The following is a 16319-nucleotide window of genomic DNA, read 5'->3' as shown; positions in this document are numbered from 1 at the left end:
TCAATCCTCGGCGTCCGGCGCGGCGGCATCCTCACCGTCGTCGGCATCAAGTTCGGGGGCAGCGTCGCCCGGCGAAGCGTCGCCCGGCTCGTCGATCCGCACGGTCTTGACCAGCTTCTCGTCGTTGCCCAGGCGAATCAGCATCACGCCCTGAGTGTTGCGGGAGGTAATGGAAACCTCATCGACCCGGGTGCGCACCAGGGTGCCGCGGTCGGTGATCAGCATCATCTCGTCGCTGGAGTAGACCTGCATGGCCGCCACCAGGGCGCCGTTGCGCTCGCTGGTCTGCATGGCGATCACGCCCTGGCCGCCGCGGCCGCGCAGCGGGAACTCCTCCAGGCGAGTGCGCTTGCCGTAGCCGTTCTCGGAGGCGGTAAGAATATAGATCTGGCCACCATTGCCGGCCTCGACGGTGGCGCCCGGCGCCGCATCGCTCTCGGCCCCGTTCTCCGTCCCACTCTCCACATCGGCTTCGGCGTCAATCAGCTGGCTCTGCGGGATGATCAGGCTGATCACCTCGGCGCCGTCCAGCAGGCGCATGCCGCGCACGCCGCGGGCGGTGCGGCCCATGGCGCGGACATTGCCCTCCTCGAAGCGGATCGCCTTGCCGTTGGAGGAGAGCAGCATGACGTGGTCGGAGCCGGAGGTGATGGCCGCACCGATCAGACGGTCATCCTCTTCGATATCGATGGCGATCAGGCCCACGCTGCGCGGCCGGGAGAACTGCTCCAGGCTGGTGCGCTTCACCGTGCCCTTGGCGGTGGCGAAGAAGATATAGTGCTCGGGGTCGTAGTCGCGCACCGGCAGGATGGCGTTGATCGACTCCCCCTCCTCCAGCGGCAGCATGTTGACCAGCGGCTTGCCGCGGGAGCCGCGGCTCGCCGCCGGCATCTCGTAGACCTTGAGCCAGTAGACCTTGCCGCGATTGGAGAAGAGCAGCACGGTATCGTGGGTCGAGGCGACCAGCAGGTGCTCGATGACGTCCTCGTCCTTCATGGCGGTGGCCGACTTGCCGCGCCCGCCCCGGCGCTGGGCCTGGTAGTCGGAGAGCGGCTGGGTCTTGGCGTAGCCGGAGCGGGACACCGTGACCACCATGTCCTCCTCGGCGATCAGGTCCTCCATGGAGAGGTCGAGGTGGCTGGCCTGGATCTCGGTGCGACGGGGGTCGCCGAACTGGTCGCGCACGGCAACCAGCTCCTCGCGGATCACCTCGAGCAGGCGCTCGCTGGAGGCCAGTATTGCCATCAGCTCGGCGATCTTCTCGAGGATATTGAGATATTCGTCGAGCAGCTTCTCGGTCTCGAGGCCGGTCAGGCGGTGCAGGCGCAGCTCGAGGATGGCCTGAGCCTGGGCCGGCGACAGGCGATACTCGCTGCCGGTGGTGTTGAGGCCGAACCCCTCCTCCAGCTCCTCGGGCTTGCAGGAGGTGGCACCGGCGCGCTCGAGCATGGCGGTCACCTGCCCCGGCGGCCAGCTGCGGGCGAGCAGCTTCTGCTTGGCCTCGGCGGCGTTCGGCGAGGCCTTGATCAGCTCGATCACCTCGTCGATGTTGGAGATGGCGACGGTGAGACCCTCGAGGATATGGCCGCGCTCGCGAGCCTTCTTGAGCTCGAAGAGGGTGCGCCGGGTCACCACTTCGCGACGGTGGCGGATGAAGGCCTCGAGGATCTCCTTGAGGTTCATGATCTTCGGCTGGCCGTTCTCGATGGCCACCATGTTGATGCCGAAGACGGTCTGCAGCTGGGTCTGGGCAAAGAGGTTGTTGACCACCACCTCGCCCGACTCGCCGCGCTTGGTCTCGATCACCACCCGCAGGCCGTCCTTGTCGGACTCGTCGCGCAGCTCAGCGATGCCCTCGATCTTCTTGTCCTTGACCAGCTCGGCGATCTTCTCGATGAGCCGCGCCTTGTTCACCTGGTAGGGCAGCTCATTGACGATGATGTGGTCGCGGCCGCTCTTGTCGTCATGCTCGATAGTGTGGCAGGCGCGCACATAGATCCGCCCGCGGCCGGTGCGGTAGGCCTCGAGGATGCCGGCACGGCCGTTGATGATGGCCCCGGTAGGGAAGTCCGGGCCCGGCACGTGCTCCATCAGATCGTCGACGGTAAGGGTGTAGTCGTCGATCAGCGCCAGGCAGGCGTTGATGACCTCGCCCATGTTATGGGGCGGGATATTGGTGGCCATGCCCACGGCGATGCCGGAGGAGCCGTTGATCAGCAGGTTGGGCACCTTGGTGGGCAGCACATCGGGGATGCGCTCGGTGCCGTCGTAGTTGTCGACCCAGTCGACGGTGTCCTTCTCGAGGTCGGCCAGCAGCTCGTGGGCCAGCCGGGCCATACGCACCTCGGTGTAACGCATGGCAGCGGCGCTGTCGCCGTCGATGGAGCCGAAGTTGCCCTGACCGTCCACCAGCACGTGGCGCATGGAGAAGTGCTGGGCCATGCGCACGATGGTGTCGTAGACGGCGCTGTCACCGTGGGGGTGGTACTTACCGATGACATCACCCACGACACGGGCGGACTTCTTGTAGGGCTTGTTCCAGTCGTTGCCGAGTTCGTGCATGGCGAACAGCACGCGGCGGTGAACCGGCTTGAGGCCATCGCGCACGTCGGGCAGCGCACGGCCGATGATCACGCTCATCGCGTAGTCGAGGTAAGACTGCTTCAGCTCGTCCTCGATGTTGACTGGCAGAATCTCTCTGGCGATGTCACCCATGGGTCGTCGAATCCTTTGCACTGCAAGAGGTTGGCCGCCCTCTCCGGCGTTGCCGCGGGCGCCATGATAGCGCACCATCATACCACCCCGGAGAGTGCAAAGGCAGCTGGGCTGCGCCCACCTATGCCATCACCAGGGGCTCCAGCTGCTCGCGAATCTCGCCCTCGATGGACAGCGCCTGATTGGTCGCCACGTCCAGCAGCACGAAGGTGAGGGTCGCCGCGCTCACCAGGGCGTCATCGCGGACCCGGACGATCTCCTGGGACATCTTCGCGCTGCGACCGCCCAGCGCCGAGAGCCGAGTGCGCACCTCGAGGTCATCGCCGGCCACCGCCGCCGCCCGGTAGTCGATATTGAGGTTGACGGCCACGAAGGCCACATCCCCTCGCATCAGACGCCGTGCCAGGGCCGGGCGATCATCGAAGTAGCCCCAGCGCCCCTCCTCGAGAAACTCCAGGTAGCGGGCGTTGTTGACGTGGCCGTAGCCGTCGAGGTGATAGCCGCGCACCCGCAGGCGAGCGGTGGAGAGTCGGGAATCCATGCGGAAAACTCCTTGGCGAGTCGATGAAAAGCGCAGCCGGCGGCTGCGGCGAGCACCGGGGAATTCTGGCAACCGCAGGCCATAATTTCAAACACCCGTTTCACACCCGACCGGCGCTGGCACCCCCGCCCCCCTTCGGGGATAATGGCCATCCTTTTTGCCCCGGGATTTGCTTCATGTGGTTCAAGCACTTGCACCTCTACCGCCTGCACGACGCGCCGACGCTGGACGCCGCCACCCTCGAGGAGGCCATGGCCGAACACGCCGCCCGTCCGCTGGGCAGCCAGGATCCGCGGCGCCTGGGCTGGACGGCGCCGGCGGGCCGCGCCGGCACCGCCCGGCTCCATGAGCTGCAGGGCCAGCGCCTGCTCAGCGCCCTGCGCCAGGAGCGCCTGCTGCCCGCCGCCGTGGTGCGCGAGGAGACCGAGGAGCGCACGGCCGAGCTGGAGGCCCGAGAGGGGCGCAAGCTGCGCCGCCAGGAGAAGATCACCCTCAAGGAGCAGGTGGTCGAGGAGCTGCTGCCCCGGGCCTTCGTGCGCAGCCAGAAGCTCGACCTCTGGTGGGACACCCGCCGCAAGCTGATCGGCATCAATGCCAGCTCCCGCACCCGCGCCGAGGAGGTCCTCGACCTGCTGCGCGAGACCCTCGGCAGCCTCAAGGTCACGCCCCTGGCCAGCCAGACCCTGCCCATGCGCGCCATGACCCAGTGGCTCGTCGATCCTGGCACGCGCCCGGCCGACCTGGTGCTGGGCGACCAGGTCGAGCTCAAGGCCAAGGGCGACGACGGCGTGCTGCGCGCCCGCCAAGTGGATCTGGACAGCGACGAGATCCAGCAGCTGCTGGAGAGCGGCCGCCAGGCCAGCAAGCTGGCCCTGGAAATCGAGGGGCGACTAAGCTTCGTACTGCACGACGACCTGGCCCTGAAGTCGCTGCGCTTCGGTGACGCCCTGATCGACGAGGCCAACGCCGCCGACGACGGCGACGACGCCGTACTGCGCCTGGAAACCGATTTCGTGCTGATGGCCGATGCCCTGGGCGAGAATATCGAACGCCTGATCGCCTGGCTGGGCGGCGAGGCCGGCACCGCAACCCCTGACCAATGAGCCCCATGACCCACCAGACTACCGACGCCCTGCCCGCCGACCCCTGGGCGGAGATCCGCCCCTATCGGGATGACGAGGTTGCCGAGGTGCTCGCACGCCTGGCTCACGACCCGGAGCTGCTCGACGCCCTCACCCGCTTCCGGCTGCCGCGACTGTCGCGCTTCATGCCCAGCCTGTCGCGGACCCTGGCCAGCCTCGCCATTCGCCGCGAGGTGCGTGGCGTGGCCAGCGTCCAGGACTTCCAGATGCGCATCGCCTCCTACATGGCGCGCATGATCCGCACCACCACCGATGACTTCCGGGTCGAGGGGCTCGACGCCCTGGACGGCGACACCGCCTACCTCTTCATCGGCAACCACCGGGATATCTCCCTGGATCCGGCCTTCGTCAACTACGCCCTCTACCAGGCCGGCCGCAACACGGTGCGCATCGCCATCGGCGACAACCTGCTCAAGAAGCCCTATGTCACCGACCTGATGCGGCTCAACAAGAGCTTCATCGTGCCGCGCAGCGCCCGGGGCAAGCGCGCCATGCTGGCCGCCTACCAGCAGCTCTCGGGCTATATCCGCCACTCCATCACCGTGGACAACCACTCGATCTGGATGGCGCAACGGGAGGGGCGCGCCAAGGACGGCATCGACCGCACCGACCCGGCCATCATCAAGATGATGACCATGGCCCGCCGCGCCGAGCAGCGCGACGTCCCCATCGGCGAGGCGATCGCCGAACTGCGCCTGGTGCCGGTCTCGATCAGCTACGAGTACGATCCCTGCGATGTGCAGAAGGCGCGGGAGCTTCACGCCCTGCACACCAGCGGCAACTACGAGAAGAGCCAGTTCGAGGATATCCAGTCCATCGTCGCCGGCATCACCGGACACAAGGGCCGGGTGCGGCTCTGCGTCGGCACGCCGCTCACCGCCGACTTCGACAGTCCCGACGCCGCGGCCGCCGAGATCGACCGCCAGGTGCTGACCGGCTACCACCTCTTCCCGAGCCACTACCTGGCCCTGGAGGCCCTGGGCGATGCCCCGGAGCTGGTGGACCGCGCGGCGATCAGCGACGCCGACCGCGCCCGCTTCCAGGCGCGGCTGCAGCAGGTTCCGGCGGAGCTGCGCGACTGGTGGCTGGCCCAGTACGCCAACCCGGTACGCCACAAGGCCGGCTGCATCCCTTCCTGACAGCGAGGACGCCATGGCACACGCCCACGGCCATCACCACCTGCCTTCCGATCGCGGCGCCCAGACCCGGGAAGCCCACAAGGTCACCCTGATCGGGGCGGTGATCGACTTCGTGGTGGGCGTGGCGAAGATGGTGGCCGGCTTCATGGTCGGCTCCGCCGCCCTGGTGGCCGACGGCATCCACTCCTTCTCGGATATCCTCACCGACCTCTTCGTGCTGGCCGCCACCCACTTCGGCCGCCAGGAGCCCGACAGCAACCATCCCTATGGCCACGGCCGCATCGAGACCCTGGCCACCCTATGGCTCGGCGGCGTGCTGATCTTCGTGGCCGGCGGCATCGCCTGGGCAAGCCTCAGCCGACTCGTCTCCGGCGAGCCGATTCCCGCCCCGGGCCTCTGGGCCATCGGCATCGCCGTGATCGCCCTGGCCGCCAAGGAGTGGATCTTCCGCTACACCATGCGGGTCGCCAGAAGGGTCAACTCCCGCCTGCTGGAGGCCAACGCCTGGCACTCCCGCTCCGATGCCCTCTCCACCGTGGTGGTACTGGTGGGCCTGATCGCCGCCCAGTTCGGCGCCGGCTGGATGGATGCCGTGGCCGCCATTGTGGTGGGGGTGATGGTGGGCCAGGTGGGCGGCCGGCTGCTCTGGGAGTCGAGCCGCGAGCTGATCGACACCGCCCTGCCCGAGCAGGAGCGCCGCGAGATGCAGGCGGCGGCCGAGGAGGTGCCTGGCGTGCGCAGCGTACACGACCTGCGCACCCGCACCCTGGGCAGTCAGGCGGTGCTCGACCTGCATATCGTCGTGCCCCCTCGGGTCACCGTCTCCGAGGCCCATGAGATCGGCAACCAGGCGAGCCGCCGACTACGGGAAGCCTTCCCGACCCTGGCCGATGTGACCTTTCATATCGACCCCGAGGATGACGCCGGCGAGACCGAGCATAGCCTGCGCCCCGGCCTGCCCCTGCGCGGCGAGGTGGAGGACATGCTGGAGCGGACCTGGCAGGAGGTGCCCGCCTGGCAGGCCCGGGTCGCCCTGGACCTGCACTATCTCGACAACCAGGTGGATGTTTCCGTCTTCATCGACCAGCTGCCCGAAGGGCAGAGCCTGAGCCAGGCCGCCGACGAGCTGCGCGATGCCTGCCGCGACCTTACCTGGGTCGGTCGCCTGCGCGTCTGGCAGGGCCCTGGCAAGGGGTGAGCGTGACGCCCTGCGTCAGGGGATGAGCCCAATGAGGCATTCGCATTAGGCCTCGCCTGCGCCTAGACTTCAGTAAACGCCGATCCATCCGAGCCCCGCCATGTCACCCTCCTCACCGCCTCCCCTGGCGTCGCCGGGCCGTCGCCGCTTCGTGGCGGGCCTCGGCGCCCTGCTGCTGGCGAGTGCGCTGGGGCTGCGCCCGGGGCCTGCCACGGCGAGTCTCGACCCAGCGCGGCTGCGCCAGAGCATGCAGCGCCTCTATGGGCAGCAGGGACTCAATACCCTGGAGGAGTGGTTCAGGCTGCTCGACCAGCTGCGTACAGCACCGCTGCAGAACCAGCTGCGGGAGGTCAACAACTTCTTCAACCGCCGGGTACGCTGGGTCGACGACATCGACAACTGGGGCCGCGAGGATTTCTGGGCCACGCCGCTGGAGACCATGGGCCGCGGCCAGGGCGACTGCGAGGACTACTCCATCGCCAAGTACATCACTCTAAAGCAGCTGGGCGTGCCGGGGCAGCAGCTGCGCATGATCTACGTGCGGGCACGGATCGGCCGCAGCCAGATCACCCAGGCCCATATGGTGCTGGGCTGGTACGAGACGCCGGCGGCCGAACCGTTGATCCTGGATAATCTGGTGCCCTCGATCACCCCGGCCGCCCAGCGCACCGACCTGGATCCGCTGTTCAGCTTCAACAGCCAGGGACTCTGGGCCGGTGGCGGCACCGAGTCCCGCGCCGACCCGCTGGCGCGGCTATCGCGCTGGCGCAGCGTGCTCGACCGCATGCGGGAGCAGGGTTTCATCTGATTCGGGCTTCGTACCCGTGGGGAGAGCAACGACATGTCGCTTATCAAGCAGCTCTGGCTGACCATCGTGGTACTGCTGTTGCTGGCCTTCGGCGGCAGCCTTTTCATCGGCGTGACCACCAGCCGCCACTACATCGAACAGGAAGTGGAGATCAAGAATCGCGACAATGCCAACGCCCTGGCGCTGACCATGAGCCAGATGGAGAAGGACCCGGTCACGCTTGGGCTGCTGATCGCGGCCCAGTTCGACACCGGCCACTACCGGCTGATCGAGCTTCGTGACCCCCAGGGTGAGGTGATCGACCTGCGCCAGGGCGCCGATTCGGTAACCGACGTGCCGGCTTGGTTCGTCGACCTGGTCCGCTTCGACGTGCCTCCCGGCCGGGCCGTGATCCAGGACGGCTGGCGGCAGTACGGCACCCTCACCGTCGCCACCCACCACAGCTTCGCCTATCAGACGCTGTGGCGCAGCACTCTGTCGCTGCTGGGCTGGTTTGCCCTGGCCGGCGTGATCAGCCTGCTGCTTGCCGCCTGGATCGTGCGCACCATTCGCCGCCCGCTGCGCGCCGTGGTGGCCCAGGCACAGGACATCGGCAACCGCCGCTTTACCACCTCCCCGGAGCCCCGGACCCGGGAACTCAAGGAAGTGGTCCAGGCGATGAACCAGCTCTCCGGCAGCGTTCACGACATGCTGGGCAGCGAAAGCGAGCGGCTCGACGTACTCAGACAGCGCCTGCAGCACGACCCGGTGAGCGGCGTGCTCAATCGTGACGCCTTCCTGTCCCAGCTGCGGGCAATGCTGGAGAGCAGCAGCCGCCAAGCCAGCGGCACCCTCGCGATGGTGCGCCTGGCGCGACTGGGCGAGGTCAATGAGCGCGTCGGCCACGCTGACACCGACCACCTGCTCAAGTCGTTGGGCCAGATGCTCGACCAGCTCGGCAAGGTGAGCGGCGACGGCGTGGCGGGGCGTCTCGGTGGCGGCGACTTCGCCCTGCTGGTGCCGGGCCGAGTCGATACCAGCGCCCTGGGCCAGGAGCTCACCCAGCGGCTGGGTGCCCTACAGAGCCACGAGGAGCGGCTCTCTCTGGGACTGCCCTCGGCCCTTATTGCCTACTCCCAGGACGACCAGCCGGCTGCTCTCCTCGCCAGCCTGGACGGCGCACTGGCCACTGCCGAGAACCGCGGCGACCTCGCCCAGCTGGTGGCCGAAGGCGCCCAGCGCCTGCCGCTCTTCAACAGCCACGCCGAATGGAGAAAGGCCCTCGACGAGGCGCTTCAGGGTGGCGTCTACCTCGGCCGCTTTCCGGTGCTCGATGCCCGCGGCAGGCTGCTGCACCTGGAGTGCCCCTCCCGCCTGCGCCTCAAGAGCGAGTGGCGCCCGGCCGGTGTCTTCATGCCCTGGGTCTCGATGCTGGGGCTAGATACCGCCCTGGACATGGCCGTGGCCCGGGAAGCCCTCAAGGAGATCTCCCACCACGGCAAGCCACTCGGCATCAACCTTTCCGCCGCTTCGATCCGCAGCGCCCGCTTTGCCCTCGACCTGCGCAGCCTGGTCCACTCCCACCGCGAAGCCGCCGCCAAGCTGTGGCTGGAAGTCCCTGAGTCCGTCGCCCTGCATGACCTGGAGAGCTTCCGCAGCCTGTGTCGCGAACTGCAGCCCTATGGCTGCAAGCTGGGCCTGGAGCATGTGGGCCGCGAGTTCCGACGCATCTCCGACCTGCAGGAGCTGGGCCTTGGCTATCTCAAGATCGACGCCTCCCTGGTCAAGGGGGTCGATCGTAGCCCCGAGCAGCAGACCATCCTGCGCGGCATGGCCACCCTCTGCCACTCCATCGGTATCCTGGCCATCGCCGAAGGCGTCGACAGTCTCCAGGAGGCCGAGCTGCTCCATGAACTGGGCATGGACGGCACTACCGGTCCCGGTGTTCGCCAGCACGACAGGCCGGCCTGACCGAGGGCCCGCCAAAACGACAGCGCCTCACATCAGATGTGAGGCGCTGTCGAGAGGCTGACTATTCCCAGCCTCTCAGATCACCCCGCCCTCCTCATCGTCACTGCCGACCAGACTCAGGCCGTTGAGGCGCCGGCGCAGCGTCTGGCGCTCCATCACCTTCTGCTGGGCCGCCTCCGGCAGCTCGGTGAAGCTGATCACCCCCTTGTCCATCAGCAGCTCGATCACGTCCTCCAGCACCCGCACGAAGGCCAGGTCCGAGGCCTGGAAGTGCGCCTGTCCCGCCTTGACTTCCCCCTCGCTCAGGAAGGCCAGCAGCTCCGGCGAATCCGCTGGCATGAACTCGCGGCAGTCCGGCGTCGCCTCCCGGCTGACCAGTTCGATGCGTCCATCGTCGGCGCGCTTGATGTACATGAAGGCTCTCTCTACTGGCTATACCGTGCATGCTAGGCCAGATCGTCCAGCCGTGCAGCTTGGTTGTCATGGTGTCAAGCAGGCGCCCGGCAGTGCCGGGCGCCTGCTTGGGGTTGATGGAAGGTTACTCGATTTCGAGCTGACCGTTTTCCAGCATCTGCTGAATCAGGTTCTCGCTGTAGTCGACACCCTCCAGGATTATGACCTGATCAGCTCCACTCACCTCATCACCATCGACAGCTAAGCCGCCGGTAGAGCTGATGTGTAGCAGAGTGTTATCACCATCCTCTGTTGCATGCAGGTAGCTGGAGAGATCATCATTGGACTCCATGCCCTGCAGCAGATCCGAGAGCACCAGCTTGTCTGCCCCGCCACCTTCAAGCGTAAAGTCGGTGACAGTGTCGGTCGCCACGCTGCCATCGGTGCCTTGGTCACCCAGGTGCCAGACGAAGACGTTGTTGCCACCGCCACCGGTCAGGATGTCGTCGCCCGCTCCACCGATGAGGGTGTCATCGCCTGCTCCGCCGCTGAGGGTGTCATCGCCAGCACCACCGTAGAGAATATCGTCACCATCACCGCCTAACAGAATGTTGTCGGCTTCGCTTCCCACAAGGATCAGGCCGTCCTGCTCTCCGGATGCATCCAGTGTCTCACCAGGCTCGGCGAAGAAGTCAATGACTCCACCCTGCACATCACCATCTCCATCTATTGCCTCGAAACCGAGATCGAAGGGCAGGCCTTCATCGATAAGCTCAACGATCTGAGAAACACCAAAGCCGGTGATCAGAGTGCTGCTGCCATCATTCACGATGACAATTGAGTCGAGGAACAGCCCACTAGGTGCTTCAAAAGTGAACATCTGGTTAACGAGATCAGCCTGATAGAAAACGCCAGTCGCCGTCGAACCATCAGAATAGGTCACAACATAATTCATCTTGATCCCGGATGATGCCGAGAACTCAATGCTTGCCGACGAGAAGAGATCCTTAGAGCCACTTTCTCCGGCAATATCAAAGTTAAATGTTACAGACTCGCCTTTATCGACGGAGGGATTCCCAACCCCAAATCCATTGGCATTGGAATTTATTTGATCAGCATTACCCCCTGACCCACCAACCCCAGAAATCTCAATGGCCCAGGGTGTAGATTCTCCTGGCTGAGTCCGAGTGACTGAACCATCTTCCAGAATATAGATGTTCGGCTCGGGACCACCAGCCTCATCAAAGTCACCAGCCGTGAAATCGCGAATTTCAGTCGTTACCAGATCGATAGGCTGGAACTGCTCATACACATAGCTACCATCAGGGTTGCCTGTCAGCTTGAAGACATTTACCCGATCGTCGCCTTCACCGACAAAGGCAATCAGGGTATTGGTGCCCACACCTTCATATTGCAGGAGCGTACCCTGATAGAACAGGCCCGTGGGTGCTTGCGTCCAATTAAGCTGCGCGCCGTCCTGATCAGCCCCCATCTGAGCAGCTGTCCCCACGAACGAGAAGCCAGCACTGTTCTGGAAGATTACACTGCGAATGTCTTCGACTGGCACATCGTCGAGGATCTCCACCGTCAGGGTGCCGCTGGCGGTGTCGCCGTCGTTATCGGTCACGCTGACCGCGAAGTCTTGGAACAGCGCGGTGTCATCCTCCGGCTGCGCGTGGAACTTGTTGCTGTTGAGGGTGTAGCGGTAATCCACCGTGTAGGTGCCGTCACCGTTGTCGGTAAAGGCGGTGATCGCCAGCACGTTGCCGGCCTCGGTGGTGAGAGTCGGCAGGGTGCCGACCACCGCGCCGTCCTGGACGATGGCCTCGTCCCCCACGCTCAGCTGGGCAATGCCGTCCGCGGCGCTGATGGTGAAGCTGCCGCTCTGCACCAGGGCGTCGGCATCCGGCGCGGAGCCGTTGGCCAGGTTGGCCTCGTCGAGGGTCAGGTCGGCGCCCTCGGTGGTCAGCCCGCTGAGGCTGATGTCGGCATCGGCGATGGCGATGGTCAGCGTCGCGGTATCACTGTCACCGTCGGCATCGGTCAGGGTGTAGGTGAAGGTCTCCTCCACCCCGCCCGGGGTGCCTTCGTTGCGCACGTAGCTGTAGCTGCCGTCGGCGGCAATGGTCAGCACGCCGTACGCGCCGGCCACCTCGACGGTGCCGCTCTCGGGGACCGCGACCGGGGCGTTGTCACCGACCACCACCTGGGTCACCCGGGCGCTATCGGCGCCTTCGGTATCCGGGGTGCCATCGGTCATCACGTTGCCGGTGATGGCGTCGTAGACGCCCGCGCCCAACTCGGCGCCGACGTCTTCGGCGCTGGGCACGTCATCGAGGATCTCCACCGTCAGGGTGCCGCCGGCGGTGTCGCCGTCGTTGTCGGTCACGCTGACCGCGAAGTCCTGGAACAGCGCGGTGTCATCCTCCGGCTGCGCGTGGAACTTGTTGCTGTTGAGGGTGTAGCGGTAATCCACCGTGTAGGTGCCGTCACCGTTGTCGGTAAAGGCGGTGATCGCCAGCACGTTGCCGGCCTCGGTGGTGAGAGTCGGCAGGGTGCCGACCACCGCGCCGTCCTCGACGATGGCCTCGCCCCCCACGCTCAGCTGGGCAATGCCGTCCGCGGCGCTGATGGTGAAGCTGCCGCTCTGCACCAGGGCGTCGGCATCCGGCGCGGAGCCGTTGGCCAGGTTGGCCTCGTCGAGGGTTAGGTCGGCACCCTCGGCGGTCAGGCCGATAATGCTGATATCCGCATCGGCGATGGCGATGGTGAGCGTCGCGGTGTCGCTGTCCCCGTCGGCGTCGGTCAGGGTGTAGGTGAAGGTCTCCTCCACCCCGCCCGGGGTGCCTTCGTTGCGCACGTAGCTGTAGCTGCCGTCGGCGGCAATGGTCAGCACGCCGTACGCGCCGGCCACCTCGACGCTGCCGCTCTCGGGGACCGCGACCGGGGCGGCGTCGCCGACCACCACCTGGGTCACCCGGGCGGTATCGGCGCCCTGGGTATCCGGCGTGCCGTCGGTCATCACGTTGCCGGTGATGGCGTCGTAGACGCCCGCGCCCAACTCGGCGCCGACGTCTTCGGCGCTGGGCACGTCATCGAGGATCTCCACCGTCAGGGTGCCGCCGGCGGTGTCGCCGTCGTTGTCGGTCACGCTGACCGCGAAGTCCTGGAACAGCGCGGTGTCATCCTCCGGCTGCGCGTGGAACTTGTTGCTGTTGAGGGTGTAGCGGTAATCCACCGTGTAGGTGCCGTCACCGTTGTCGGTAAAGGCGGTGATCGCCAGCACGTTGCCGGCCTCGGTGGTGAGAGTCGGCAGGGTGCCGACCACCGCGCCGTCCTGGACGATGGCCTCGCCCCCCACGCTCAGCTGGGCAATGCCGTCCGCGGCGCTGATGGTGAAGCTACCGCTCTGCACCAGGGCGTCGGCATCCGGCGCGGAGCCGTTGGCCAGGTTGGCCTCGTCGAGGGTCAGGTCGGCGCCCTCGGTGGTCAGCCCGCTGAGGCTGATGTCGGCATCGGCGATGGCGATGGTCAGCGTCGCGGTATCACTGTCACCGTCGGCATCGGTCAGGGTGTAGGTGAAGGTCTCCTCCACCCCGCCCGGGGTGCCTTCGTTGCGCACGTAGCTGTAGCTGCCGTCGGCGGCAATGGTCAGCACGCCGTACGCGCCGGCCACCTCGACGGTGCCGCTCTCGGGGACCGCGACCGGGGCGTTGTCACCGACCACCACCTGGGTCACCCGGGCGCTATCGGCGCCTTCGGTATCCGGGGTGCCATCGGTCATCACGTTGCCGGTGATGGCGTCGTAGACGCCCGCACCCAACTCGGCGCCGACGTCTTCGGCGCTGGGCACGTCATCGAGGATCTCCACCGTCAGCGTGCCGCCGGCGGTGTCGCCGTCGTTGTCGGTCACGCTGACCGCGAAGTCCTGGAACAGCGCGGTGTCATCCTCCGGCTGCGCGTGGAACTTGTTGCTGTTGAGGGTGTAGCGGTAATCCACCGTGTAGGTGCCGTCACCGTTGTCGGTAAAGGCGGTGATCGCCAGCACGTTGCCGGCCTCGGTGGTGAGAGTCGGCAGGGTGCCGACCACCGCGCCGTCCTCGACGATGGCCTCGTCCCCCACGCTCAGCTGGGCAATGCCGTCCGCGGCGCTGATGGTGAAGCTGCCGCTCTGCACCAGGGCGTCGGCATCCGGCGCGGAGCCGTTGGCCAGGTTGGCCTCGTCGAGGGTCAGGTCGGCGCCCTCGGTGGTCAGCCCGCTGAGGCTGATGTCGGCATCGGCGATGGCGATGGTCAGCGTCGCGGTATCACTGTCACCGTCGGCATCGGTCAGGGTGTAGGTGAAGGTCTCCTCCACCCCGCCCGGGGTGCCTTCGTTGCGCACGTAGCTGTAGCTGCCGTCGGCGGCAATGGTCAGCACGCCGTACGCGCCGGCCACCTCGACGCTGCCGCTCTCGGGGACCAGGACTGGGGCGTTGTCACCGACCACCACCTGGGTCACCCGGGCGCTATCGGCGCCCTGGGTATCCGGCGTGCCGTCGGTCATCACGTTGCCGGCGATGGCGTCGTAGACGCCCTCGCCCAGCTCGGCGCCGACGTTCTCGGCGGTGGGCGCGTCATCGAGGATCTCCACCGTCAGCGTGCCACTGGCAGTGTCGCCGTCGTTGTCCGTCACGCTGACCGCGAAGTCCTGGAACAGCGCGGTGTCATCCTCCGGCTGCGCGTGGAACTTGTTGCTGTTGAGGGTGTAGCGGTAATCCACCGTGTAGGTGCCGTCACCGTTGTCGGTAAAGGCGGTGATCGCCAGCACGTTGCCGGCCTCGGTGGTGAGAGTCGGCAGGGTGCCGACCACCGCGCCGTCCTCGACGATGGCCTCGCCCCCCACGCTCAGCTGGGCAATGCCGTCCGCGGCGCTGATGGTGAAGCTGCCGCTCTGCACCAGGGCGTCGGCATCCGGCGCGGAGCCGTTGGCCAGGTTGGCCTCGTCGAGGGTCAGGTCGGCACCCTCGGCGGTCAGGCCGATAATGCTGATATCCGCATCGGCGATGGCGATGGTCAGCGTCGCGGTGTCGCTGTCCCCGTCGGCATCGGTCAGGGTGTAGGTGAAGGTCTCCTCCACCCCGCCCGGGGTGCCTTCGTTGCGCACGTAGCTGTAGCTGCCGTCGGCGGCAATGGTCAGCACGCCGTACGCGCCGGCCACCTCGACGCTGCCGCTCTCGGGGACCGCGACCGGGGCGGCGTCGCCGACCACCACCTGGGTCACCCGGGCGCTATCGGCGCCCTGGGTATCCGGCGTGCCGTCGGTCATCACGTTGCCGGCGATGGCGTCGTAGACGCCCTCGCCCAGCTCGGCGCCGACGTCTTCGGCGCTGGGCACGTCATCAAAGAAGGTCACCGCCAGGTTGCCATTGGCCGGCGTGCCATTGCCGTCGATGACGGTGAAGGTCAGCTCGATGCCCGCCTCATCGGTATCCTCGGCGTGCAGCACATTGTCGAGCAGGGTCAGAGTGTATTCGCCGGTGGCCGGGTTCACCACCAGGCTGAAGAGCTCGCCGCGGGGGCCGGTGGCGCTAAGGGTGTTGGTGGCGGCATTCCAGCTGTAGGTGACCGTCTCGGTGCCGACCTGGCCGGTGGTGCCATCCATGCCGGCGAAACCGATGCTGCCAGCGCCGTCGGGGCCGAAGTCGAACGCCAGGGTGCTGGTGAAGACGGAGCCGCCTTCCTGCAGGAGCTGAGCATCGAAGAGCTCGGCGCTGGAGCTGCCTGCCTCCGGGATCCCGTCAATGGGAGCCTCTTCCGCGACCTCGATCGGCGCCACATCCTCGGGGAAATCGATCGCCGCCAGCTGGCCGCCCTCGAAATTGAAGGCAAGCGGGTTCACATCCTCGGCGATACGCCCCAGCATCACGAAGGTGTGGCCACCGTCGGCTCCGCCACCCGGGCCGGCGCCGGCGGCGGTCGCGTCGAGCACGTCAAGCAGGTCGCCTTCGCCCTCATCGATGGCCGCGAGCAGTGCCTCTAGGTCCTCATCGAGGGCGCTGAACTCCGAAGCGGCCACCGGCTGATCGGCGTCGAGCTCGGGCGTCATGGCCACCTGCTGGCCGCCATCGATCAGGGTGGGGCCGAGCCCATCACCGAAGTCCAGCTGGACGCTGGCATTATCGGCGGTAACAAGGGTTTCGCCCTCCTGCAGGGAATCTCCCACGCGTAGTTCGCGAAGGTTGCCGTCGGCGTCCCGGGCCCAGGCCTGGCCGGTGATGGCGATAACGGTTGCGATAGTCATGGTAAGACTCCCTGCATGAAGAGCTTGCTGTTATTGGAACGGAGCGACGCGAGATGGACTGATACTTTGAACTTAGGCGTGGAGGGGAGGGAAAAGTATTGGACCGATGGACAGGGCGGAAGGGATCTTGACGCAAATCAACGAACGGCC

The 16319-nt window shown here is 66.5% G+C and carries 9 protein-coding genes; 5 read left to right on the top strand and 4 right to left on the bottom strand.

Annotated features, from left to right (window positions below):
• Positions 1-2715 (bottom strand): DNA gyrase subunit A, encoded by a 2715-nt coding sequence (gene gyrA / locus ACRYRV_RS15505; RefSeq protein WP_309637588.1) that lies wholly within the window; start codon positions 2713-2715, stop codon positions 1-3.
• Positions 2716-2836: 121 nt separating this feature from the next.
• On the bottom strand, positions 2837-3256 hold the full coding sequence (locus tag ACRYRV_RS15500; protein ID WP_253443095.1) for an acyl-CoA thioesterase: 420 nt from the start codon (positions 3254-3256) through the stop codon (positions 2837-2839).
• A gap of 176 nt (positions 3257-3432) precedes the next feature.
• Between ACRYRV_RS15500 and ACRYRV_RS15495 the strand changes: the two genes are divergently transcribed.
• The 5 genes from ACRYRV_RS15495 to ACRYRV_RS15475 all read left to right on the top strand — a co-directional run bounded on the left by ACRYRV_RS15495 (position 3433) and on the right by ACRYRV_RS15475 (position 9493).
• Positions 3433-4359: a recombination-associated protein RdgC gene (locus tag ACRYRV_RS15495; protein ID WP_309637589.1), complete on the top strand. Its 927-nt coding sequence runs from the start codon at positions 3433-3435 to the stop codon at positions 4357-4359.
• 5 nt (positions 4360-4364) lie between these two features.
• On the top strand, positions 4365-5537 hold the full coding sequence (locus tag ACRYRV_RS15490) for a 1-acyl-sn-glycerol-3-phosphate acyltransferase (RefSeq protein ID WP_253443101.1): 1173 nt from the start codon (positions 4365-4367) through the stop codon (positions 5535-5537).
• 13 nt (positions 5538-5550) lie between these two features.
• Positions 5551-6735 (top strand): cation diffusion facilitator family transporter, encoded by a 1185-nt coding sequence (locus ACRYRV_RS15485; protein WP_444984534.1) that lies wholly within the window; start codon positions 5551-5553, stop codon positions 6733-6735.
• Positions 6736-6835: 100 nt separating this feature from the next.
• On the top strand, positions 6836-7543 hold the full coding sequence (locus tag ACRYRV_RS15480) for a transglutaminase-like cysteine peptidase (protein WP_444984535.1): 708 nt from the start codon (positions 6836-6838) through the stop codon (positions 7541-7543).
• 33 nt (positions 7544-7576) lie between these two features.
• Positions 7577-9493 (top strand): bifunctional diguanylate cyclase/phosphodiesterase, encoded by a 1917-nt coding sequence (locus tag ACRYRV_RS15475; RefSeq protein WP_444984536.1) that lies wholly within the window; start codon positions 7577-7579, stop codon positions 9491-9493.
• Positions 9494-9568: 75 nt separating this feature from the next.
• On the opposite strand, the gene ACRYRV_RS15470 is transcribed toward ACRYRV_RS15475, so the two are convergent.
• Together ACRYRV_RS15470 and ACRYRV_RS15465 are read right to left on the bottom strand one after the other, a co-directional pair.
• On the bottom strand, positions 9569-9907 hold the full coding sequence (locus ACRYRV_RS15470; protein WP_444984537.1) for a tryptophan synthase subunit beta like protein: 339 nt from the start codon (positions 9905-9907) through the stop codon (positions 9569-9571).
• 124 nt (positions 9908-10031) lie between these two features.
• Positions 10032-16169 carry a retention module-containing protein gene (locus ACRYRV_RS15465; RefSeq protein WP_444984538.1) on the bottom strand — a complete coding sequence of 2046 codons (6138 nt, stop codon included), beginning with the start codon at positions 16167-16169 and terminating at the stop codon, positions 10032-10034.
• Positions 16170-16319 lie beyond the last annotated feature (150 nt).

This window comes from Halomonas mongoliensis, assembly GCF_052496345.1.
This window is presented reverse-complemented; position numbering and strand designations above follow the sequence as displayed.